Genomic DNA, 22,909 nt, shown 5'->3' with positions numbered 1-22,909 from the left:
AATGTTACCGAGAGAGGAATTATAAAATTAATCCTATCACTGTCATTATAGGTCTAGGTAAAACAGGATTATCCTGCGCCCAATTTTTATCTCAGCAAAATTGCCAATTCACCGTTATAGATAGTCGAGAAAATCCGCCTGAGTATGCTCAATTTAAAAAGCAATTCCCTAAGATACCTATCTATTTAGGTTCATTTAACCCAAGTATCATATCTACTGCAGATCGCTTGATTGTTAGCCCCGGAGTTTCTATTCATGATTCATCTATTCTAGAAGCTCAAAAAATAGGAATCCCTATCTTAGGGGATATTGAGCTATTTGCTCACTATGCTAAGGCGCCAATTATAGCGATTACGGGATCTAATGGAAAAAGCACAGTAACTTTATTAGTAGATGCTATGGTACGTAATGCAAATAAGCAAGTACTTACTGGTGGAAATTTAGGAGTGCCTGCTCTTACTTTATTAGAAGGGTCTACGCCAGATTTTTATGTTTTAGAGCTTTCTAGTTTTCAGCTAGAAACTACTCATACCTTAAAACCAGAATCTTCTTGTATATTAAATATTAGCCCTGATCATATGGATCGATATTCTAATATAGAATCCTATATTGAGGCTAAGTTACGAATTTACCAAAATGCTAAAACAATCGTAGTAAATAAAGATGATCCTTATCTATCTTCCTTTAGTTATTCACATAGTCATTGTATTCAGTTTACTTTAAATCACCCTAGATTTAGTGAGTATGGGATACAAGAACAAAACAACCAAATATGGTTTGCTAAAGGAAATAAATTAATACTCCCCGTAGAACAACTCTCTATAAAAGGGAGGCATAATTGGGCAAATGCATTGGCTGCATTAGCACTTGGGGAATCTGTTGGCCTACCTCAATCTGCAATGATAACTGCATTACAAGAATTTCAAGGATTATCTCATCGATGTCAAAAAGTTGCTTGTATTAATAGAGTAGATTGGTTTAATGATTCTAAAGGAACCAATGTGGGTGCTACCTTAGCAGCACTAGAGGGATTACCTTGTCATGGAAAGATTATCCTCATTGCAGGAGGTATAGGTAAAGGGGCTGATTTTCGTCCCTTATATAAACCATTGGCAGCTCGAGCAAAAGCACTTATTCTCATGGGAAGAGACGCTTACCAACTAGCAACAGATCTTACTGACAGTACCCCCATTTATCAAGTAAGCAACATGACTGAGGCAGTAAACACTGCATATGACTTAGCCTCTTCTGAGGATTGCGTTCTCTTATCTCCTGCTTGTGCCAGCTTTGACATGTTTTCAGGATTTGAAGCTAGAGGAGAGGCATTTATACAGGCAATTCAAGCTATTCAACCATGAATCCATCTCCTAGCCAGCAGCAATTATCTCTTGATCCTTATCTATTAGGATCTGCTCTTGCACTACTAGGATTTGGATGGGTAATGGTGGGTTCAGCCTCTATCGCTATTGCTGAGAATAATTTTGGCATACCTACCTACTACTTCTGGCGACAGGGCATTTTTTTATCTTTAGGCCTCATAACTGCTTTTAGTGCTTTAAAAGTTAAGCTAGTTTTTTGGGAAAAAGCCGCACCTATTTTTTTATTTATTAGTGCAGGATTATTAATATTAGTACTCATACCAAAAATTGGCTTAGAAATTAATGGAAGCCGAAGATGGTTAGGGGTAGGTGCTGTTAGGTTGCAACCCTCAGAATTGGTTAAATTATTTATGATTATTTATCTTGCTGGTTACCTAGTACGTCGCAAAGATATTGTACGAACAGCAATGCGAGGTTTTTTATTTCCTATCGGATTGTTTACAATTATCAGTGGATTACTTTTACTAGAACCAGATTTTGGTACGATTGCAGTTCTATTTGCTACGATTATGGGAATGCTGTTTTTAGGAGGAGCTCCTCTTCGGTATTTCCTTTTTTTAGTTATTTTAGGAGGATCATCGCTTGCAGCTATTGCTTGGCACTCTCCTTATCGAGTACTTCGATTAACTTCTTTTCTAAACCCTTGGGATGATCCTTTAAATAGTGGTTATCAGCTCACTCAAGCTCTGATTGCATTTGGTCGTGGCTCGTGGTTCGGGGTAGGATTAGGGGATAGTGTGCAAAAACTGTTTTATTTACCTGAAGCACATACTGATTTTCTCTATGCAGTAATCGGAGAGGAGCTAGGATTAATAGGTAGCTTAGCTGTAATTATTTTATTTTCAGTACTCATTTACCGTACTTTTATGATTGGTTGGGCAGCAGAGCAAAGAGGGCATTTTTTTGGAAGCTATCTTGCTTATGGGTTAGGTATTTGGATTGGGCTACAAGCTTTTGTCAACCTAGGTGTAAATATGGGGATATTGCCCACTAAGGGATTAACTCTGCCCTTAATGAGTGCAGGAGGTAGTAGTAGTATCGTCATTTGTGTAGCTATTTCCTTAGTTCTAAGAGTAGATATGGAAACCCGTTTTCCTAAAGTGGGACAATCTCGATCTAAATAATAATGCGTATATTAATGATGGCAGGAGGTACAGGTGGTCATATATTTCCTGCTTTAGCGGTGGCTAACGTACTCCGATCAAAACGAGTAGAGGTAATATGGCTTGGCACTCATCGAGGACTAGAGGCAAAACTCATACCAAAAGCTGGATATCCTATTGAGTGGATTTCAGTAAATGGGCTTAGGGGAAAAGGTATAATTACATGGTTAACTGCACCTATAAAATTGCTTATTGCATTATTTCAGGCTTTAAAAATATTACATAAGCAAAAACCATCGGCAGTTTTAGGCTGGGGGGGATTCGTTTCAGGACCAGGAGGATTAGGTGCTTGGTTACTTAAAATACCTCTAATTACCCATGAACAAAATGCAATTCCTGGCACTACCAATCGTATTCTTGCTCACCTATCTAACCAAATATTAGAGGGATTCCCAAATACGTTTTCTAAAACTTTAAATGGAAAATGGATAGGTAATCCAGTTAGGGCAGAAATTGAGTCTGTGAATTATATAAAAAAGAATACGATAAGAGATAAGCACGCCCCCATCCACTTACTTGTGCTTGGTGGCTCACAAGGGGCTCAAATATTAAATAAAGTACTCCCTCAAACATTATCTTATCTTGAACTCAATGAATTTCCAAAGATTTGGCATCAGTGTGGTGCAGATAGAGAAGAAGAAGTCATTACAGCCTATCAAGCATTTAGGGTAGATGCTAAAGCAGTGGCATTTATTGATGAAATATCGGATGCTTATATATGGGCTGATATAGTGCTATGTCGTGCAGGTGCATCTACCATTGCAGAATTAATGGCAGTGGGTATCGCCTCTTTACTAGTACCTTACCCTTTTGCAACTGATAATCATCAACTGGCTAACGCTCAATATTTAACTAATCATGATGCAGCACTATTATTACCTGAAAAGGAACTCACTCCACAAAAACTTGCAGAGACTCTTAGGTATTTTAATACGCATCGAGATCTGTTAGATACAATGGCAGCAGCTGCTCACAAACTACACTTAGGTAATACAGCACAAAGAATAGCCGAGGAATGCCTGCAAATTGCTTGTAACTAATCCCCATATATTGCCTATTCCCCCGATGATGCGTCGAATTAGGCGCATTCACTTAATTGGTATTGGTGGTGTAGGTATGGGAGGAATCGCTGAAGTACTTATTAATCTAGGCTATGAAATTTCAGGATCGGATTTAAATAAAAACCAATTTATAGAGAGATTAGTTAATTTAGGAGCAAAAATTAATATTGGTCATCATGCTCAATATATTCAAGGGTGTGATGTTGTAGTTACTTCAAGTGCAATTCATAAAGATAACCCAGAACTACTCGCAGCTCGAGCACAACTCATTCCTATCGTACCAAGAGCACAAATGCTTGCAGAGCTGATGCGTTTTCGTTACGGAATAGCCGTAGCTGGCACCCATGGTAAAACGACTACCACTAGCCTTATTGCAAGTATTTTTGGCGAGGCTAAATTGGATCCTACATTTATTATTGGTGGAAAGGTAAATAGTATAGGAGCTAATAGCCGTTTAGGAAACGGTGAATATTTGATCGCTGAAGCAGATGAAAGTGATTCTTCTTTTTTGCATTTACAGCCTCTTCTAGCAGTAGTCACCAATATTGATGCAGATCATATGGATACCTATAAGGGAGATTTTGACGTACTTAAAAAAGCGTTTTTGGCATTCTTGCACCGTCTCCCCTTTTATGGGTTAGCTGTTCTTTGTATTGATGATCCTACTTTAAGGTTATTACTTCCTGACATTGAGCGACCTATACTTACTTATGGTATTTCTGAAGATGCAGATTATCGTCTTCATACCCTACAGCAAAAACAGGGTCATATTAAATTTTTAGTAGACAAACCAGACCAGAACCATTGGTTAGAATTATCTTTAAATCTCCCTGGAATCCATAATGGATTAAATGCACTAGCAGCAACGATTGTAGCCTATGAAGCAGGGATAAAAGAAACAATCATTCAAAGCGGATTAAAAGTATTTTCTGGAATTGAGCGGCGATCCCAATCTTATGGAGAAATTAATACATTAGTTGGATCTATTTTATTAATAGATGATTATGGACATCATCCTCAAGAAATTGCCTCAACTATAGAGGCAATTAGATCTGGTTGGCCTAATCGTCGATTAGTTGTTGTTTTTCAGCCGCACCGCTATACCAGAACTCGAGATTTATTTCAAGAATTTATCCATATACTATCTCGCATAGATCTACTTATCTTGTTAGAAATATATAGTGCAGGAGAAGCGCCTATTCCAGGAATAGATAGTCTTACTTTACAAGAGGAATTAGAAAAGTATAGCGGAATAAGACCATTGTTTATAAAAAAAAATAATCTAACAGCAGAATTTTTAATAAATATCCTTCAGCAAGAGGATATTCTACTTACTTTAGGTGCAGGCGATATTGCAGCCCTAGCTAAACAATTAGCCATTTCTTTAAAAATAGAAATCAATTGACATCTAGTATTTTAGATATCTCTTTTCTCCGAGGAAAATTAGAACAACACGTTCCAATGGCCAGATATACTTCTTGGCGAGTAGGTGGACCTGCAAAATATCTATATAAACCAAAAGATAGAGAAGATCTACTGGCATTTCTTAAAATTTTACCTAAAGAAGAGCCTTTATTCTGGCTTGGTTTAGGAAGCAATGTACTGGTACGAGACTGCGGGTTACCCAGTACTGTAGTTACTACTGTAGGTACTTTAAACAATATAAGACGACTAAATGATACTGAAATATGGGTTGAGTCTGGTGTAACTTGTGCTAAATTAGCCAAGTTTTGTATGAAAGAAGGTCTATGTGGTGCTGAATTTCTCGCAGGAATCCCAGGCACTATTGGAGGGGCTCTTACAATGAATGCAGGTGCTTTTGGGTATGAAATATGGGAATTGGTCACAAGTGTAGAAACGGTAACCATAGGAGGAATTATTCACCAACGTTCTCCTAAAGACTATAAGATTAGTTATCGTACTGTTTATAAGCCAAAAAAAGAGTGGTTCTTAGCAGTAAAACTAAAATTTGTTCTAGGAAATAGTGGGAAGCAGCGTATTAGTACTTTGCTAAGACAACGCAATCAAACACAACCTGTGCACTATCCTAGTGCCGGTTCAGTATTCCGTAATCCTATAAACAGAAAAGCAGGTCAACTCATTGAGCTAAGCCAACTTAAAGGTACTTCTATGGGCAATGCTCAAATTTCTGAAAAACATGGAAATTTTATTATTAATAAAGGAGGGGCAACAGCAGCTCATATAGAATACTTAATACAGCTTATCATAAATGTAGTGAGTCGAAAGCAAGGTATTACTTTAACCCCAGAAGTACATATTATAGGATCATCTATATGAAATTGATTACTAAAAAGCAAGATTGGGGTAAGGTAGCTGTACTTATGGGAGGAAATTCTTCAGAGCGGGATATCTCTCTAGAGAGTGGGCAAGCTGTGCTACAAGCATTAATAGATGAAAGAATAGATGCCTATAGTATAGATGTTAATAAGTACACGATAGATCAATTACAAATAGAGCAATTTCAACGTGCATTTATCGCAATTCATGGAAGAGGTGGAGAGGATGGGATCATCCAAGGAGCGCTAGATCTTGCAGAAATTCCTTATACTGGTAGTGGTGTATTAGGTTCTGCTCTAGCAATGGATAAACTAAAGAGTAAACAGCTTTGGCGAGGATTACAGTTACCTACTGCAGATTTTTTACTGCTTGATGAAACCACTAATTTTCCTCTAGTAGCTCAGCAATTAAGCCTACCTCTTATCGTAAAACCAGCAAGACAAGGATCGAGTGTTGGTATTTTTAGAGTAGATAGTATTGAGGATTTTGAGATTGCTTATAGCAAAGCAAAAGTTTTTGATAATCTAATACTAGCAGAACAGTGGCTCTCAGGGGTAGAATATACTGCAAGCATCCTTCTAGGACAGCCCTTACCTATAATTAGGCTAGAAACCCCCCATAAATTCTATGATTTTGAAGCTAAGTATCTTGCAAATACTACCCGCTATCTCTGTCCTTGTGGTCTTTCACGTAAATCGGAAAGATTGTTGCAAGATATTGCACTACAAGCTTTTGATACACTTGGTGCAAGCGGGTGGGGAAGAGTAGACTTTAAATGTGATAAGGAGGGTAATCCATATCTATTAGAAGTGAATACAGTACCCGGTATGACTAATCATAGCCTTATTCCTATGGCAGCAAGAGCAGCTGGTATTAGCTTTAATAATCTCGTTTTAAAAATATTAGAAAGTAGCGAGAAAAACTATTGAAATATTACAAGTTATGCTAAAAAATAAAAAAATTCGTGGAGCAAGCCGCCCAAAACCATCATTACGGCCTATATTGTTGCAAATAATAGGACAGGGGTTATTTTTATTATCTTTAGCTGGATTAATTATTTTAGGAACTAAGTGGTTTTTGGATCCTAAAAGACTCCCACTACAAGAGGTGAGTATAGAAGGGGAATTTAAGCATCTTAATAAACAAGATATTAATAATGCCATTGCCAGTGATGTTGCAAAGGGGTTTTTCGGCATAGACTTAAAATCAGTACAAGCAGCTACCAGAAAACTACCTTGGATAGCACAAATAAAAGTGCGTAGAGTTTGGCCAGATCAGCTAAAGATACAGGTAAAAGAGCAAATTCCTCTAGCTCGCTGGGGAGACAAATCTTTAGTTAGTATAGATGGAATACGATTTTCTCCTCCCTTAGAGAGTTTCCCACAAAATCTGCCAAAAATTATTGGTAATACTGGTAGCGAACAACGAGTAGTTAATCGATTTAAAACAACGCAACAACAATTACAAGGATTAGGATTGAGAATTATTGAATTCTCCATCGGAGATCGGCAGGATTGCTACATCATTTTTAATAATGGAATAGAACTTGTACTTGGCAAAGCATATAATCAGCAACGTCTGATCAAATTCCACCAAATTTATCTTCTACTATTACGACAACATCAAGAAGATATACAAAGAGTAGATATGCGTTACGCTAATGGGTTTTCAGTAATTTGGCATAATAATGAAATACCTAGCTGGGCTCGTGAGGCAGTATTAGATGTCTAGGTATGGTGATAAGAATCTAATTGTTGGCTTAGATGTAGGCACTTCAAAGGTAGCCGCTATTGTTGCAGAAGCTCATCCTGAAGGAGAGCTAGAAATAGTAGGTGTTGGGGTACACCCATCCCATGGGTTAAAAAAAGGAGTAGTTGTTAACATTGATTCTACAGTCCAATCTATTCAAAGAGCGGTAGAACAAGCAGAGCAAACGGCTGGCTGCCGTATCCACTCCGTTTTTACAGGGATCTCTGGCAATCATATTCGTAGCTTGAATTCTCATGGAATAGTTGCTATCCGTGATAAAGAAGTTAGTCCAGAAGATGTTGCTCGTGTTATTGATTCTGCTCGAGCTATAGCTATTCCTGCAGATCAAAAAGTACTTCATGTACTTCCTCAAGAATTTACGATTGATAATCAAGAAGGAATTAGAGATCCTATAGGTATGTCTGGAGTACGCCTAGAATCTAAAGTACATTTAGTTTTCGGTGCTTTAAGTGCAGCACAAAATATTATTAAATGTATTCGCCGCTGCGGTCTAGATGCTGATGATATAGTATTGCAGCAGTTTGCTTCTAGTTATTCAGTACTTACTCATGACGAGAAAGAGCTTGGTGTATGTTTAGTAGATGTCGGTGGTGGAACTACTGATATTGCCATTTTTATTAATGGTGCTATCCACTATACAGCAGTGATTCCTATCGGAGGTGATCAAATTACTAATGATATTGCTGTAGCTCTACGTACACCTACTCAATATGCTGAAGATATAAAGATAAAGCATGCTTGTGCATTGACCCAATTAGCCTCTACAGAGGAAAATATAGTAGTACTAAGCGTAGGAGATCGACCACCACGCAGGCTATCTCAGCAAATTTTGGCTAGTGTCGTAGAGCCTCGTTATGAGGAATTACTTAAACTTATTTTGCAGGAATTACAGCGCAGCGGCTATGAAGAGTTATTAGGCGCTGGGATTGTCCTCACGGGAGGAAGTGCAAAAATGGAAGGAGCTATTGATTTAGCAGAATTAATTTTTAATTTTCCTGTAAGGCTTGGTGTCCCTGGTTATATGACAGGACTAACAGATATTGTACAAAATCCTGCTCATGCTACAGGCATTGGATTACTTCTTTTTGGTCAAAATCATCGTCATATTCCTAGTTTAGAAAATCGTTCCCTAAGAAGCGTAACGGGGATATGGGAAAAAATGAGAGTTTGGTTTCAAGGAAATTTTTAATAATTTACAAAACTAAAATCCTGATAATAGGAGAGCACTACATATGTTTGAGTTAATGGATTCTTATACCCAAAGTGCTGTAATTAAGGTGATCGGGGTTGGAGGGGGTGGTGGTAATGCTATTCGCCATATGGTAGATGCCAAAATAGAAGGAGTGGATTTTATTGTTGCTAATACCGACGCTCAAGCACTAAAAGACAGTAGCGCACAAACTATACTCCAGCTTGGCAATAACATTACGAAAGGATTGGGAGCAGGAGCAGATCCAGAAATAGGCCGCCAAGCAGCACTTGAAGATCGAGAGCGAATTATGGAAGTCATTAATGGTGCTGATATGGTTTTTATTACTGCTGGAATGGGCGGAGGAACTGGAACTGGAGGAACACCTGTTGTTGCCCAAGTAACAAAAGAGCTAGGTGTCCTTACCGTTGCGGTAGTAACTCGCCCCTTTGCTTTTGAAGGACGTAAACGAGCAGCCATCGCAGAGAAAGGTATTCAAGAGCTTACACAGTATGTAGATTCTGTCATTACGATACCTAATGAAAAATTGATGCCTGTATTAGGTAAAAGTATTAGTTTGCTTAATGCATTTAAAGCGGCTAATGATGTACTTCTTGGTGCGGTTCAAGGCATAGCAGAATTAATTACTCGCCCCGGGTTGATTAATGTGGATTTTGCTGATGTACGCACTGTAATGTCAGAAATGGGTATGGCTATGATGGGATCTGGAAGTGCTAGAGGTGAAGAGAGAGCAAGATTAGCAGCTGAAGCTGCAGTGGCAAGCCCTCTTCTAGAGGACATTAGTTTAAAAGGTGCCCGTGGCGTATTAGTAAATATCACGGGTGGTGCCAATATGTCTATTGGTGAGTTTGAAGAAGTAGGACATACGGTTAAAGACTATGCAGCTGATAACGCCACTGTGGTCGTAGGTACAGTTATTGATCCAAGCTTAGAAGATGAACTGAGAGTTACTGTAGTTGCTACTGGGTTAGGACAATCTGAAAGAAAACCATCTGCTCATTTTGATTCATCCAATATTGATGATCCTATTGATTATGCTCAATTAGATCGACCTACTGTAATTCGCCATCACTCATCGCAATACAATAAGAAATCTATGGAAGGAAATGAAAATAGTATGGATTATTTAGATGTGCCTGCATTTCTACGTCGCCAAGCAGATTAAGTATAAAAAATTACGCCCTTCTGCACCTATTATATACTAATTCTTTTTTTAATGATAAAACAATGTACTCTTAAAAATTCAATACAAGCAACAGGTATTGGATTACATACAGGAGAATCTGTCTGTCTTGCTTTACACCCTGCACCAATAGATACTGGTATTGTATTTCGCCGAGTTGATCTTGATCCTCTAGTAGAAATAAAAGCATATGTAGGGAACGTAGGGGATACTATTCTTTCTTCCACTCTTATAAGTGGTGATATAAAAATCGCAACAGTAGAACATTTATTATCCGCTTTTTCTGGTATGGGTATTGATAATGCTTATGTAGATCTAAATAGTTCAGAAGTACCTATCATGGATGGTAGTGCAGGTCCTTTTGTTTTTTTAATTCAATCGGCGGGTATTATTACTCAAGAAGCTCCTAAACGCTATATTCGCATTAAAAAATCCCTTCTCATAGAAGAAGAGGATCGATGGGCAAGATTCGATCCATTTAATGGGTTTAAAGTTTCATTTGTTATTGATTTTGATCATCCTGCTTTCAAGGACTGCCCCAAAGGAGTCGAGATTGATTTTTCTTCTACCTCTTTCACAAAGGATATAAGCCGAGCGCGAACTTTTGGGTTTATGAAGGATGTGAATCGATTAAGGGAGCTAAATTTAGCACTAGGTGCTAACCTAAAAAATGTAGTGGTAGTAGATGACTATCAAGTAATTAATGAGGATGGGTTACGGTACAAAGATGAATTTGCACGTCATAAAGTCTTAGATGCGATTGGCGATCTCTATTTATTAGGTTATACACTTATTGGTGCTTTTAAAGGGTATAAATCTGGTCATACTTTGAACAATAAACTACTTTGCCAACTTATAGCAGATAAAACAGCTTGGGAAATTGTTACATTTGAAAAAAAAGCTAAATCAACTCCTTTTTTATTTTCCTCTCCTTTAGCCATAGTATGAATTAATCTGAATCAAAAAGTAGTGGTTGTATTCTGATCTTTATTTTATATGAGATTGTAGTTTTTAGATATTGCTGAATATCTCTTATGATAGTAGGTACATAATAGCGTAATAGACTAGCCCGAGAATCAGAATCAGTATATAAAATAAGGAAACTACCACGAATATTTCCAACTGTACAGTAAGATCCTATCTCTTTAGGTAAAGATTGATTTACTCTTAATGAGAGTTCTTGTAAAAACTTGGAGCGGTTAAATATATATTGGAGATTTCCTTGAGCACAGTGAATCAGCTTATTTATAGGCTGGGGACTTAGAGTCGTTTGCATAGAGGCATCTGCTATAATTTTTTTCAAAGTACCAACATTATATTAAACCTAACCTATTTTTAATATTAAAAATCAAATCCTAGTAGTCTTATGGTAATTAAATTCCTCAATAAAGTATTTGGTAGCCGCAATGATCGTTTATTACGGAATCTGAATAAAATAGTCGATCAAGTTAATACATTTGAACCGAGCATATCAAATTTAAGTGATGAACAATTACAAGAAAAAACTAAGGAATTTCGAAATCGCCTAGCCCAAGGTGAGGATCTAGATAATTTAGTACCAGAAGTATTTGCAGTAGTACGAGAATCAGGCAAACGGGTATTAGGAATGCGCCACTTTGATGCACAGCTTATAGGAGCTATGGTGCTCAATGATGGCAAAATCGCTGAAATGCGTACAGGGGAGGGTAAAACATTAGTTGCCACTCTTGCAGCCTATCTTAACGCTCTGCCGGGAAAAGGAGTCCATGTAGTAACCGTTAATGACTATCTTGCACAAAGAGATTCTAAATGGATGGGATCTTTATATCAGTTTTTAGGTCTATCTACTGGAGTAATCCTCTCTAATATGGAACCTGCAGAGCGAAAAGCAGCCTATAATGCGGATATTACCTATGGTACTAATAATGAATTTGGCTTTGATTATCTTAGAGATAATATGGCTTTTAGCTTAGAAGAAAAAGTTCAACGAGAATTACACTATGCTATTGTAGACGAGGTAGACTCAATTCTTATTGATGAGGCACGTACTCCCCTAATTATTTCTGGAGCTGCACAGCAAAGCTCAGAACTATACCAGCGAATTAACAAAGTTATTCCCCAATTAAATAAGCAAGAAGAGGAAGAAGGTCCTGGAGATTACACAGTAGATGAAAAAGCACGCCAAGTCTATTTAACGGATGCAGGTCATGAAAAAGTAGAGCAGATTATCCACCAGCTTGGTTTAATGCAAGAGGGGGAGAATCTTTATGATGCTGCTAATATTAGTTTGATGCATCATATTAGTTCTGCTTTATGCGCTCATGTGCTTTTCCATAAAGATGTAGACTATATCGTCAAAGATGATCAAGTAATTATTGTAGATGAATTTACTGGGCGAACGATGCCGGGTAGACGCTGGTCAGAGGGATTGCATCAAGCAGTAGAAGCAAAAGAAGGGGTTTCAATTCAAAGCGAAAACCAAACTCTTGCTTCCATTACTTTCCAAAACTATTTCCGTCTCTATGAAAAGCTTTCTGGAATGACTGGTACTGCCGATACAGAAGCCTATGAATTTCAGCAGATTTATGATCTAGAGGTTGTAGTTATCCCTACCCACTTACCTATGATTCGCAAAGATCATGGAGATAAAGTTTACTTAACTGCTCAAGAGAAATTTCAAGCGATTGCTGAAGATGTTAAAGAGTGTTGCCATCGTAATCAACCTGTATTAGTAGGAACTGCATCAATTGAAACCTCAGAGTTACTTTCAAAGTTACTCACTAAAGAGAACATTCAACATCAAGTACTCAATGCCAAATTCCATGAAAAAGAAGCCCACATTATTGCTCAAGCAGGAAAAGCAGGCACGGTTACGATCGCTACTAATATGGCAGGTCGGGGTACCGATATTGTTCTTGGGGGTAGTTTAGAAACAGACTTGGCTACTTTAGGTGAAGATGCGAGTGAAGAACAAAAAACACAAGTAAAACAAGCCTGGCAGGAGCGACAAGCACAAGTAAAGGCAAACGGTGGGTTACACATTATTGGTACCGAGCGCCATGAATCTAGAAGAATTGATAACCAACTTAGAGGACGATCAGGTCGGCAAGGAGATCCGGGTTCAAGTCGGTTTTATTTATCTTTGGAAGATAGTCTTATGCGTATTTTTGCATCAGATAAAATTTCAGGTTTGATGAATAAACTAGGTATGGAAAAAGGAGAAGCTATTGAGCATCCATGGGTAACAAAAGCGATTGAAAATGCCCAACGTAAAGTGGAAGGACATAACTTTGATATTCGTAAACAGCTCTTAGAATTTGATGACGTAGCCAATGATCAGCGTAAAGTAATTTATGAGCAGCGCAATGATCTGATGAGAGCTAGCGATATTTCTGAAACCATAACAGATATTCGCCATGATGTAATTGATACCGCTATAAGCCAGCATATCCCTCCTGGCAGTCTTGATGAGCAGTGGGATGTTCATGGATTACAGGAAGAACTTGCCAGCGAGTTTAATCTTCATCTTAATCTTACCGAATGGTTACATGCAGATGAATCTTTACATGAAGAAACACTTCGGGAGCATATTATTGAAGCTGTAGATGTAGCCTACAAAGCTAAAGAAGAATCAGTGGGTGCAGAGATCATGCGCCACTTTGAAAAAGCAGCCATGCTTCAGGTATTAGATTACCAGTGGAAAGAGCATTTAGCTACGATGGATCATCTTCGCCAAGGGATTCATTTACGGGGCTATGCACAACAAAATCCAAAACAAGAGTTTAAACGAGAGGCCTTCGAATTATTTCAGGGAATGCTAGGACATATCAAACATGATGTAGTCACTTTATTAGCTAAAGTACAAATACAGACAGAAGCAGATGTAGAAGCGGTTGAACACCAACGCCGTAACCAGGCTACCATGCAGTATCAGCATGAATCAGCAAATGCGATGATAGAGTCAGAACAACCGCAAATTGATTCTAAAAATCTAGATGATGCTCATGAAACTAATAAAACTCCCTATATAAGAGAAGGACGGAAAGTAGGGCGTAACGAGATTTGCCCTTGTGGATCTGGAAAAAAATTTAAGCACTGCCATGGAAAGTTAAATTAAGCTATCTACCATAGTAAAATACTATAATTTTGTATACGCTCCTTATCTTTAGAGGTGACTAACCATGAGTAAAATTAGCACTGATCTTAGAGAAGCAACTTTTCTGCTTATTCAATATAACAGTCTTGCTATTATTATAGGCGGGCTCGCAGGTGCTCTTTCCTTTTTCTTTCCTTTATTTGCTTATCTCCACGGTGCAATTATTGGGTTAGTTGTCCTAGAAAAAAAAACTAGAGAAGCGCTGATTGTAGGTATTGGGGCTGCAGCAATTGCTTTATTTATGGCTTTTTCTAGTATTAACATATTAGGCCCCCATAAGGTAGATGTGGTTTTGCCTCTTTTACTTACACTATGGTTACCTAATTTTGTCTCTATGCTTATATTACGTGCTAGCCGATCTCTTACCGTTACGTTTTTAATCGTAGGGTTTTTTATAGTACTTTTTGTAGTAGGTACTCATTCAGTAGCTGATAATATGTCTCTTTGGTGGAAGAAATGGCTAGAACAACATATTTCCTTAGTACCTGGTGCTACTGTACAAGGATTTGTTAATGAAGGAGCTTTAGAACTTATGGATGGATTTGTAGCTATGTTTTTTGAAGCCAGCTTAATATGTACTGTATTATTGGCTAGGAAATGGCAGTCATTTTTAAACCAAGCAACAACTTTCCGTACTGAACTTTCAAGTCTAAAATTACCTAGAATTCTTACAGGGTTGATCGTTATTTTAGGAATTTTGATTACAGTAGAAATTTTACCAGGGCCTGGAAGTGTATGGGTAGATCTGCTTATGGTAGCAATTATGTTGTACTTCTTTCAGGGTGTTGCTGCTTTATATGCTATTTTAGCTTCAAAAAAATTATCCGGCTGGTGGCTTATTCTCCTCTATATTGCTCTTTTTTCTGCCCCTACCTTGATTATTAAAGGAGTAGCACTTATAGGCATAATAAGAAGTCTAGTAGATTTAAATATATTTTCCTCTTCAGATAATATCCATGCATAGTTAGTGACTATCTTTGGGGTATTGAAGGAGTGCTTTAATGGCTGTTGGTCTTTCTCAATTATCAAAACTGATCCCTATTAAAGGTATTGAACTTGGAGCAATTGCTTCAGGGATTAGATACCAAAATCGGCTTGATCTAGTAGTTATTAAGGCATCAAAGGAAAGTAGCTGTGCAGCCGTATTTACACGCAATGCCTTTTGTGCGGCTCCTGTTACTCTTGCACGTACTCACTTAGCGCAAACTTCCCCTCATCTGCTACTTATTAATTCTGGGAATGCTAATGCAGGTACTGGTACTCAAGGATTAGTAGATACAAAAACTTGTTGTACTACCTTAGCTCAGTTGGATCATACAGAAATAACTCAGGTGTTACCTTTCTCCACAGGAGTCATTGGTATACCATTACCCGTTGCAGTAATACAAGCAGGAATACCAAAGTTATGGAATAATCTTTCGCCTGCTGGATGGGAAGTAGCTGCTCGAGGGATTATGACGACTGATACAGTACCTAAAGGGGTTTCAGCTCAATGTACACTTCAGGGTCATACAGTAACTATTACTGGAATCGCTAAAGGGTCAGGTATGATTCGCCCAGATATGGCTACCATGCTTGCATTTCTTGCTACCGATGTAAAGATTCCAAAATCTTTGCTACAAACTTGTCTCAATCAAGCTGTGGAAGAAAGTTTTAATCGGATTACAGTAGATGGAGATACCTCCACTAATGATGCTTGTGTACTTCTTGCTACTGGAAAGAAGCCTGCCGTTATTAAATCGATAGATAGTCAAGATTTTATAATTTTTCGGCAAACGCTCACACAAGTTTGTCAATATTTAGCACAAGCTATTGTGCGAGATGGTGAAGGGGCAACTAAATTTATTATTATCGAAGTAGTAGAGGGAGCAACTACTCAAGAGTGCACTCAGGTAGCTTACACCATTGCCCATTCTCCTTTAGTGAAAACTGCATTTTTTGCTAGTGATCCTAACTGGGGAAGGATTCTTGCCGCTATAGGTCGTAGTGATATTCCAAATTTAGATGTAAATAAAGTTTCATTTTATTTAAATGATCTTTGTGTCATTGGTCAAGGGATTATTGATCCAGAATATTCTGAGGAAAAAGGTCAAAAGGTAATGAAAGCTGAGGAGATTACTATTAAAGTTGTTTTAGGTCGAGGTAAAATGAGCAGCCAAATTTGGACCTGCGATTTTTCCTATGATTATGTCAAAATTAATGCAGAATATCGAAGTTAAAAGATAACTACTCTAATCCAGCTGCTGGATCCCATAGTGTAGATTCTCTTAGCATAGTGCGCAGCTCCTCTTCACTAAAGCTTAAAAATTCTTGATCTGCTTTCGCTAAGTTTGGCGTATCCATAAATTTTTTTCTATGCTCTTCTCCCTTCAAGGGACTAAAAACCAGCATAATATTTCCATAGGAAGCTTCAAGAAGGGCTGCTTGCCAAGCTACTCCATTATCATCATTAAAAGTACGCATAAAATAAAGTCTTAAATTATATTAGTTAAGCTATGTAACCCTTTTTGCCCGCATTTTTCACCAGCGATTCGACAAGCAAAATGAAGCCGCTTAGGAAAAGAATATTTATTCAAACAAGCGTGAATATAGCCCGCATTAAATGTATCTCCTGCCCCTAAGGTATCGATTATTTGTCTTGGAACGTATGCAGGTTCATGAAAAAGCTCCCCACTAGAAAACATACCATAAGTCCCTTGATCACCCCAAGGACAAATTTTATCTATTTGTCTATGGGGAAATTTCCCTTGTAGTGTATTTAGAAAATCTTCTGGATGAGCACAACCTAAATAAGTTAAGTAGTGCTGAGAAAAAAATAATACATCTGCTTGAGAAAATAAAGATTCTATATTTTCTCTTGGCTTTTCAATCTCTATAGAACAAGGAAGCGTTGGAAATTCTGTTCTAGTAAAGGAGAGCATCTTAGATATTTCTGGTAAATTACGTCCTTCAAAATGGAGCCAATCAAACTGCGAGAGGTCTATATGATTAAAATCTTCAAAACTTAATTCTGGTAAATCTCGATAATGAACAATGGTACGAGCACCCGTATCTTTGCTTAGAAGAATGTAAGAAGTGGGAGTTTTACCCGATATTATAGGACAGTGATTAATATTGATTCCCTGTATTTTTATTTCTTGCTGAAGACAGGTACCATCCATATCATTAGCTAAAGTTCCAATAAAGGTACAATCATGCCCAAGCTGCTTTAATACAGTTAAAGTATTTAGACAATTTCCACCACTACAGCATACTTTGGAAGCGGCTCTTACTTCATTATCTTCCTCTGGATAAGAAACTACGCCATGAATAATATCTAAAGTAGCATTGCCAACACCTAAGATGTTTGCCACCTTATATACCCTATATAGTCTCTAAAATATTAATAATTTGCTGAGTAATTTGTTCTATTTCCTGATCTCCATCAATTTCATGTAATTTATCTTGTACTGTGTAATAATTAATTAACGTAGTTGTTTCAACTTTATATACTTCTAAACGATTACTAATCGTTTCTTCATTGTCGTCTGCTCTTTGAATCAACTCATCGCAATGGCACTTATCACAGTGTGATTCTTGTTTAGGCGGAGAATAGTAGATATTATAAATCATCCCGCAGCCTTTGCAGGTACGCCTGCCAGTAAGGCGTTTTGTCAGCATTTCCAAATCTACATGAAGCAAAATAACTGCTTGTAATGGTTCTTGCCACTCTTTTAAAATATCATCTAAAGCATAGGCTTGTGGTAAGTTTCTAGGAAATCCATCAAGAATATAACCCCTTCTTGCATCAGCTTGAGTAAGTCGCTCAGCAACAATTTGTGTTACTAATTCATCAGAAACTAATGCCCCAGCGTTTATCGCTGCTTTAGCCTGTTGTCCTAAAGGACTATTAGCAGCTACTGCAGCCCGCAATAAATCCCCAGTAGAAATTTGAGGAATATTGTATTTTTCAGATAATAATTTTCCTTGAGTTCCTTTTCCTGAACCGGGGGCGCCTAGTAATACTATTCTCATTATGGGCTCACCTCAATTAATGCAAATAAATTATATTGATTATGTAAATTATTAGAAATTTTTCAAAACTATTGCTACGCTATCTTGGAAGACAAAGAGTGTCAATTACTTTATACAGTAGCTTGGAGGATTTATAAATGATAAAAAACGCATTTTATGCTCAATCTGGAGGTGTAACTGCAGTAATTAACGCTTCAGCCTGTGGGGTAATTGAAACAGCACGGAAATATCCACAACAAATCGGTGAGATGTATGCAGGACATAATGGGATTATTGGTGCTTTAACCGAAGATCTTATCGATACCAGCCAAGAATCAGATCAAACTATTGCTGCCCTACGCAATACCCCTGGTGGAGCGTTTGGTTCTTGTCGCTATAAGCTCAAGGGGTTAACAGAGAATAAAGCAGAGTATGAACACTTAATTGAGGTATTTAAAGCTCATAATATTGGTTATTTTTTCTATAATGGAGGGGGAGATTCTCAAGATACCGCCTATAAAGTTTCTCAGGTTGGGGATCAGTTAGGATATCCTATTATTTGTATTGGTATTCCCAAAACTATCGATAACGACTTAGCAGTTACAGATAATTGTCCTGGATTTGGCTCTGTTGCTAAATACGTAGCTTTATCTACACAGGAAGCAGCGTTGGACGTAGCTTCCATGGCACTAACTTCAACTAAAGTATTTATTTTAGAAGTTATGGGTCGTCATGCAGGTTGGATTGCAGCAGCAGGAGGGCTAGGAAAGAAAAATCCAAAAGATTCTCCTCATATTATTTTATTTCCAGAAATTCCATTTCAACCTGAGCAATTTTTTAAGAAAATCGATGATTGCGTAAAAAACTGTGGATATTGCATGATTGTAGCTTCAGAAGGGGTACGCAATGATAAAGGAGAATTTTTATCAGCAACCAGTAAACATGATTCCTTTGGTCATGTCCAACTAGGGGGGTTAGCCCCTGTTATTGCAAATATGGTACAGGAAAAACTAGGGTACAAATATCACTGGGCAGTTGCTGATTACTTACAACGATCAGCACGACATATTGCATCTCAAACGGATGTGGAACAAGCCTATGAGGTAGGAAAAGCTGCAGTTGAATTTGCAATAAAAGGTGAAAACGCAATTATGCCGACTATTGTCCGTACTTCTAACAACCCTTATCGCTGGGAGATTGGGAAAACACCCCTAAAAAACGTAGCTAATATTGAGAAAAAATTTCCGCTAACCTTTATTACTCCAGATGGATTTGGTATTACAGAAAAAGCACGCACTTATCTTTTACCATTAATTTATGGAGAGGATTATCCCCCCTATAAGGATGGGTTACCAGATTATGCGCAACTTAAGAGAATTTTTGTACCCAAAAAGCTTAATAAATTATTTATAGTTAGTGTGTAGTTTGTGAAATTAAATGTGTATGTTAAACCTTTTCAAGAACTACCCAAAAACTAAGCCATGATAAATCTTCCTCTGAAATATTCTGAAATGATTTAGCAAGATATGGTCTTATTGATTTTACATCCTGCTCATTAGCAATAGAGGTGGGTTGAATTAGAATTGTTTTAAAATTTGTAGCAGCTATACACTCTCGATAATGATTAATGCGTAATCGATTAGGAACTCCTTTATAAGAATACATACATGACCAAAGATAATTTGGCCAAGTTAGGAAATCTAGTGGGTTTTTTCGATGTAATCCATGGCTTTTTAGATCTACCTCATGTATCGTTATACCGCCTTTACGTAAGGTTTGATACATATCAGTGAAACTAGCAGATAAATTATTTGTATGCTCTAAAACAGCACGAGAAATAATTAAATCAGCCTCTTCATGTAATTCAGAAAGACCACTAGGACGTACTAAATATTGGATGCGAGATGAAAAACCGGAAGACGGATTTCCATTTTCTAAAAAGCAATCCTTTGCTCTTTGCAATACCTCCCCACTCATATCAGCCATAAGCTGATTCATGATTTTAATATTTTGAGGTGAAAAGGAGAGCATTGGAAAGCGATCAATACAAGTAACACGCTCAGCTCCATGTGCAACCATAAGTAGAGCTACTCCAGGGATATCTCCTGGTCCATACTCAAATACATGCTTACCTGATAGATATGCTGGGATAGCATCCGAAGATATTCCTAAAACATTAAAATAATCTATAAAGCAATTTTGGAAATAACATGCCACTTCATGAGATGAAGATTCACTAGATCCTCGACCTGTTTGTTTGGTATATTTTATATAAAGACGAGGTGCCCAACGTGCAAATTGATTTGTCAGGATTGCTTTAGTAACCCTAATTAGATCTCGCTTTAAATCTTGATCATACATAAATTTATTACTGAAGATAGTTTGTTTCTAAGTTAGATAATACATGGCTTAGCGTAGTGCCAAACTGATGACCAAGTCGCTCTAATAAATCAGGTTTAGATGTGTAATCTACTATTTTCTCCGTGCCTAAAAACTCCCTAGCAACATACTCACTATTGCCTAATCCATCAATTAATCCTAAATCAAGAGCTTGCTCCCCAGTCCAGATCAAACCACTGAATAAATCAGGATTATTTTTAAGCCGATCTCCACGCCCTTCTTTGACTTTTTTAATAAACTGTTGATGGATGTTATCTAGCATTCCTTGGAGGTGTTTGGATTCTTCTTCTTTGGTAGGAGAAAATGGATCTAAAAACCCTTTATGATCTCCTGCAGTAAATAACCGTCGTTCTATTCCTAGTTTATTCATGATGTCTACAAAACCAAAGCTATTAAGCAATACTCCGATAGAACCGACCATACTCGCTTTATCTGCGTAGATTTTATCAGTGGCCACCGCAATATAGTATCCACCAGAAGCACAGATATCTGTAATTACAGTATATATGGGAATTTTAGGATGTTTTTCCCGTAACTGATATATTGCATCATTAATATAACCTGCTTGAACAGGACTTCCTCCAGGGCTATTAATGCGTAAAATTATCCCAGTAACTCCTTTACTGGTAAAAGCTGTGCGTAATCCTTTATTAATACTCTCTGCACTAGCAGGTAACCCTGAGCTGATAATTCCATCTAGCGATATCAATGCAATATGGGGTTTTGAAGTTTTTAAGCTGCTACTTTCACTGCCACTTGAAAGGTAAGAAAATAGAAAAATAATTAAAAGAGTAGGGTAGAATAATCTAAAGAAAATCGTCCAACGCCGAGCTCGTTGTTGTTCTTTCAGGGTAGCAAAAGCTAACTCTTTGAGTGTTTTTTGCTCCCAAGTTAGTATCTCTCCTTGAGATTGCTGATGGGTACTAGGGATAGAAGAATTTTCTTTAGACATGAAACCTCTCTAAAATTGGTATTTGGAAAAAGTAAACACTATGTTTCATCACACCAAGATTTTAAAAAATTATCTAATTCCGTAGGAATGGGAGATATTATCTCTATAGGTTTTTTCTTCTTAGGAAAATTAAGTACTACTTGGCGTGCGTGTAAAAATAATCGATGAAGTCCCAATATTTTTAATTCCTTATTAAAAACAGGATCTCCATACTTTTGATCTCCTGCAATAGGGTTACCTAGATAAGATGAATGTACTCGGATTTGATGAGTCCTACCTGTCTCTAAGGCTATTTCGATCAGAGTGGCTTTATTATAGTATTTTTTAGGGTAGAAATGACTAGAAGCAGGTTTCCCTCCTAGATCCACCTTAACAATCCGCTCACCAGATTGCAGTATATTTTTTGATAAAGGTAAATTGATATGCTGATTTTTTCTCTGCCAATGTCCTTTTACAAGAGCAAGATAGGATTTATGTATTAATCCATTTTTTTGCATATTTTGTAAAGTAAGTAACACATCCCGGGTTTTTGCAATCATTAAGCAGCCGGATGTTTCCCGATCGAGTCTATGGACTAATTCTAAAAAAGGAACATTAGGTCTTAAATGTCGTAGTATTTCGATGATTCCATACGCTATATTACTTCCACTATGGACAGGGATACCCGCAGGTTTATTTAATACAATGAGCTTATCATCTTCATGCAGTAGGCTATCATGTATTCTTAATGATAACTGATGACTAATTATTAATTTCTGATCAGGAGTAGATACCCTTAGAGGAGGTATTCTTACTTGATCTTTATACTGAAGCCGATAATGGCTCTCTACCCTAGACTTATTAACTCGCACTTCTCCTTTTCTTAGGGATCGATAAATCCTACTTTTAGGGACACCCTTAAGATAGGTAATTAAGAAGTTATCAATTCTTTGATTTTTTTGTTCTTCTTTTATTTCTAGGATATGTACGGAAGGCATTTTTACCTCTTATAAAATTAAGGCAATCCTATAGTCTACAGGATATTAATGATAAAATAATGGTCTAAACTAAAAGAGAAATTGCAGGTCATATCCCATAATAAATTTGAGGATTTTACCTGTTTTTTATGAGAATTTTTTAAGATTTAAACTAAACAGATTTGCCTACTATATTAAAGAGTAGAGCACTTACTAAATTAAGAAGATTTTTTTAATGGTTTAATGAAAAGTAGAAAAATAGAGCTTAGATTTTAACGAAATCAATTAATAAAAACATATTTTTAGAAAACATTTAATTAAATTTAGCTTATTTCAAGTTAATGATTTTACAGCATTATAAAGAGAAAGCTATTGATAAAGGAAAAAAATAACTACTGAATTTTCTAAT

At 37.2% G+C, this 22,909-nt stretch carries 21 protein-coding genes; 14 read left to right on the top strand and 7 right to left on the bottom strand.

Annotation, left to right across the window (positions count from 1 at the left end; genetic code table 11):
• The first annotated feature begins 26 nt into the window (after window positions 1-26).
• From murD to lpxC, 10 genes are read left to right on the top strand one after another with little or no spacing between them, the layout of a single operon-like run.
• Window positions 27-1,358: a UDP-N-acetylmuramoyl-L-alanine--D-glutamate ligase gene (gene murD, locus NSCAC_RS06970; RefSeq protein WP_197745341.1), complete on the top strand. Its 1,332-nt coding sequence runs from the start codon at window positions 27-29 to the stop codon at window positions 1,356-1,358.
• A complete protein-coding gene (gene ftsW / locus NSCAC_RS06965; RefSeq protein WP_197744100.1) occupies window positions 1,355-2,503 on the top strand; it encodes a putative lipid II flippase FtsW in 1,149 nt (382 codons plus the stop codon). The genes murD and ftsW overlap by 4 nt, the downstream gene beginning before the upstream one ends.
• Window positions 2,500-3,582 carry an undecaprenyldiphospho-muramoylpentapeptide beta-N-acetylglucosaminyltransferase gene (gene murG, locus NSCAC_RS06960; protein WP_197745340.1) on the top strand — a complete coding sequence of 361 codons (1,083 nt, stop codon included), beginning with the start codon at window positions 2,500-2,502 and terminating at the stop codon, window positions 3,580-3,582. The genes ftsW and murG overlap by 4 nt, the downstream gene beginning before the upstream one ends.
• Before the next feature lie 28 nt (window positions 3,583-3,610).
• A complete protein-coding gene (gene murC / locus NSCAC_RS06955; RefSeq protein WP_197745339.1) occupies window positions 3,611-5,008 on the top strand; it encodes a UDP-N-acetylmuramate--L-alanine ligase in 1,398 nt (465 codons plus the stop codon).
• Window positions 5,005-5,901: a UDP-N-acetylmuramate dehydrogenase gene (gene murB, locus NSCAC_RS06950; RefSeq protein ID WP_456298405.1), complete on the top strand. Its 897-nt coding sequence runs from the start codon at window positions 5,005-5,007 to the stop codon at window positions 5,899-5,901. Before murC ends, murB begins: the two co-directional genes overlap by 4 nt.
• Window positions 5,898-6,830: a D-alanine--D-alanine ligase gene (locus NSCAC_RS06945; protein WP_197744099.1), complete on the top strand. Its 933-nt coding sequence runs from the start codon at window positions 5,898-5,900 to the stop codon at window positions 6,828-6,830. Before murB ends, NSCAC_RS06945 begins: the two co-directional genes overlap by 4 nt.
• Window positions 6,831-6,843: 13 nt before the next feature.
• A complete protein-coding gene (locus NSCAC_RS06940) occupies window positions 6,844-7,632 on the top strand; it encodes a cell division protein FtsQ/DivIB (RefSeq protein WP_197744098.1) in 789 nt (262 codons plus the stop codon).
• Window positions 7,625-8,860 (top strand): cell division protein FtsA, encoded by a 1,236-nt coding sequence (gene ftsA, locus NSCAC_RS06935; protein WP_197744097.1) that lies wholly within the window; start codon window positions 7,625-7,627, stop codon window positions 8,858-8,860. Before NSCAC_RS06940 ends, ftsA begins: the two co-directional genes overlap by 8 nt.
• A 43-nt stretch (window positions 8,861-8,903) precedes the next feature.
• A complete protein-coding gene (gene ftsZ / locus NSCAC_RS06930) occupies window positions 8,904-10,046 on the top strand; it encodes a cell division protein FtsZ (RefSeq protein ID WP_197744096.1) in 1,143 nt (380 codons plus the stop codon).
• Between the two features lie 51 nt (window positions 10,047-10,097).
• Complete coding sequence (lpxC, locus tag NSCAC_RS06925; protein ID WP_197744095.1) at window positions 10,098-11,012, top strand: UDP-3-O-acyl-N-acetylglucosamine deacetylase; 915 nt, start codon at window positions 10,098-10,100, stop codon at window positions 11,010-11,012.
• Between the two features lies 1 nt (window position 11,013).
• On the opposite strand, the gene NSCAC_RS06920 is transcribed toward lpxC, so the two are convergent.
• A complete protein-coding gene (locus NSCAC_RS06920) occupies window positions 11,014-11,367 on the bottom strand; it encodes a DciA family protein (protein WP_197744094.1) in 354 nt (117 codons plus the stop codon).
• A 63-nt stretch (window positions 11,368-11,430) separates the two neighbouring features.
• Here NSCAC_RS06920 and secA point away from each other — a divergent pair, with 63 nt between their 5' ends.
• The 3 genes from secA (at window position 11,431) to argJ (ending at window position 16,418) form a co-directional block, all read left to right on the top strand.
• The gene (gene secA, locus NSCAC_RS06915; protein ID WP_197744093.1) at window positions 11,431-14,160 is read left to right on the top strand and encodes a preprotein translocase subunit SecA; all 2,730 of its coding nucleotides are present in this window, start codon (window positions 11,431-11,433) and stop codon (window positions 14,158-14,160) included.
• A gap of 64 nt (window positions 14,161-14,224) precedes the next feature.
• Window positions 14,225-15,163 carry a DUF2232 domain-containing protein gene (locus NSCAC_RS06910; protein WP_197744092.1) on the top strand — a complete coding sequence of 313 codons (939 nt, stop codon included), beginning with the start codon at window positions 14,225-14,227 and terminating at the stop codon, window positions 15,161-15,163.
• A gap of 37 nt (window positions 15,164-15,200) precedes the next feature.
• The gene (argJ, locus tag NSCAC_RS06905) at window positions 15,201-16,418 is read left to right on the top strand and encodes a bifunctional glutamate N-acetyltransferase/amino-acid acetyltransferase ArgJ (protein WP_197744091.1); all 1,218 of its coding nucleotides are present in this window, start codon (window positions 15,201-15,203) and stop codon (window positions 16,416-16,418) included.
• A gap of 7 nt (window positions 16,419-16,425) precedes the next feature.
• Here argJ and NSCAC_RS06900 read toward each other — a convergent pair whose 3' ends face one another.
• Genes NSCAC_RS06900 through NSCAC_RS06890 form a run of 3 tightly spaced genes read right to left on the bottom strand, consistent with a single transcriptional unit; the run spans window position 16,426 to window position 18,213 of the window.
• Window positions 16,426-16,662, bottom strand: a complete 237-nt coding sequence (locus tag NSCAC_RS06900; RefSeq protein ID WP_197744090.1) for a hypothetical protein — start codon at window positions 16,660-16,662, stop codon at window positions 16,426-16,428.
• Window positions 16,663-16,673: 11 nt separating this feature from the next.
• Window positions 16,674-17,552 carry a PfkB family carbohydrate kinase gene (locus NSCAC_RS06895; protein WP_197744089.1) on the bottom strand — a complete coding sequence of 293 codons (879 nt, stop codon included), beginning with the start codon at window positions 17,550-17,552 and terminating at the stop codon, window positions 16,674-16,676.
• Between the two features lie 10 nt (window positions 17,553-17,562).
• On the bottom strand, window positions 17,563-18,213 hold the full coding sequence (locus NSCAC_RS06890; RefSeq protein ID WP_197744088.1) for an adenylate kinase: 651 nt from the start codon (window positions 18,211-18,213) through the stop codon (window positions 17,563-17,565).
• Between the two features lie 137 nt (window positions 18,214-18,350).
• Between NSCAC_RS06890 and NSCAC_RS06885 the strand changes: the two genes are divergently transcribed.
• On the top strand, window positions 18,351-19,616 hold the full coding sequence (locus tag NSCAC_RS06885) for a 6-phosphofructokinase (RefSeq protein ID WP_197744087.1): 1,266 nt from the start codon (window positions 18,351-18,353) through the stop codon (window positions 19,614-19,616).
• A 22-nt stretch (window positions 19,617-19,638) separates the two neighbouring features.
• On the opposite strand, the gene NSCAC_RS06880 is transcribed toward NSCAC_RS06885, so the two are convergent.
• From NSCAC_RS06880 to NSCAC_RS06870, 3 genes are read right to left on the bottom strand one after another with little or no spacing between them, the layout of a single operon-like run.
• Complete coding sequence (locus NSCAC_RS06880; RefSeq protein WP_197744086.1) at window positions 19,639-20,553, bottom strand: methyltransferase domain-containing protein; 915 nt, start codon at window positions 20,551-20,553, stop codon at window positions 19,639-19,641.
• A 7-nt stretch (window positions 20,554-20,560) separates the two neighbouring features.
• Window positions 20,561-21,544 carry a signal peptide peptidase SppA gene (gene sppA / locus NSCAC_RS06875; RefSeq protein WP_197744085.1) on the bottom strand — a complete coding sequence of 328 codons (984 nt, stop codon included), beginning with the start codon at window positions 21,542-21,544 and terminating at the stop codon, window positions 20,561-20,563.
• Between the two features lie 38 nt (window positions 21,545-21,582).
• Entirely contained in the window at window positions 21,583-22,521 is a 939-nt protein-coding gene (locus NSCAC_RS06870; RefSeq protein ID WP_197744084.1) for an RluA family pseudouridine synthase, read from the bottom strand.
• Window positions 22,522-22,909: the final 388 nt, after the last annotated feature.

Source organism: Candidatus Nitrosacidococcus tergens, assembly GCF_902810445.1.
Taxonomy (GTDB): domain Bacteria; phylum Pseudomonadota; class Gammaproteobacteria; order Nitrosococcales; family Nitrosococcaceae; genus Nitrosacidococcus; species Nitrosacidococcus tergens.
Note: the sequence above shows the minus strand (reverse complement) of the source record. Positions and strands in the feature narration are given on the sequence as shown.

Bases quoted from the DNA above. Each gene is read 5' to 3' on its own strand.
- ftsW (WP_197744100.1), top strand. From the start codon at position 1,355: ATGAATCCATCTCCTAGCCAGCAGCAATTATCTCTTGATCCTTATCTA.
- murC (WP_197745339.1), top strand. From the start codon at position 3,611: ATGCGTCGAATTAGGCGCATTCACTTAATTGGTATTGGTGGTGTAGGT.
- NSCAC_RS06945 (WP_197744099.1), top strand. From the start codon at position 5,898: ATGAAATTGATTACTAAAAAGCAAGATTGGGGTAAGGTAGCTGTACTT.
- NSCAC_RS06940 (WP_197744098.1), top strand. From the start codon at position 6,844: ATGCTAAAAAATAAAAAAATTCGTGGAGCAAGCCGCCCAAAACCATCA.
- ftsA (WP_197744097.1), top strand. From the start codon at position 7,625: ATGTCTAGGTATGGTGATAAGAATCTAATTGTTGGCTTAGATGTAGGC.
- ftsZ (WP_197744096.1), top strand. From the start codon at position 8,904: ATGTTTGAGTTAATGGATTCTTATACCCAAAGTGCTGTAATTAAGGTG.
- lpxC (WP_197744095.1), top strand. From the start codon at position 10,098: ATGATAAAACAATGTACTCTTAAAAATTCAATACAAGCAACAGGTATT.
- secA (WP_197744093.1), top strand. From the start codon at position 11,431: ATGGTAATTAAATTCCTCAATAAAGTATTTGGTAGCCGCAATGATCGT.
- NSCAC_RS06910 (WP_197744092.1), top strand. From the start codon at position 14,225: ATGAGTAAAATTAGCACTGATCTTAGAGAAGCAACTTTTCTGCTTATT.
- argJ (WP_197744091.1), top strand. From the start codon at position 15,201: ATGGCTGTTGGTCTTTCTCAATTATCAAAACTGATCCCTATTAAAGGT.
- NSCAC_RS06900 (WP_197744090.1), bottom strand. From the start codon at position 16,662: ATGCGTACTTTTAATGATGATAATGGAGTAGCTTGGCAAGCAGCCCTT.
- NSCAC_RS06890 (WP_197744088.1), bottom strand. From the start codon at position 18,213: ATGAGAATAGTATTACTAGGCGCCCCCGGTTCAGGAAAAGGAACTCAA.
- NSCAC_RS06885 (WP_197744087.1), top strand. From the start codon at position 18,351: ATGATAAAAAACGCATTTTATGCTCAATCTGGAGGTGTAACTGCAGTA.
- NSCAC_RS06880 (WP_197744086.1), bottom strand. From the start codon at position 20,553: ATGTATGATCAAGATTTAAAGCGAGATCTAATTAGGGTTACTAAAGCA.
- sppA (WP_197744085.1), bottom strand. From the start codon at position 21,544: ATGTCTAAAGAAAATTCTTCTATCCCTAGTACCCATCAGCAATCTCAA.
- NSCAC_RS06870 (WP_197744084.1), bottom strand. From the start codon at position 22,521: ATGCCTTCCGTACATATCCTAGAAATAAAAGAAGAACAAAAAAATCAA.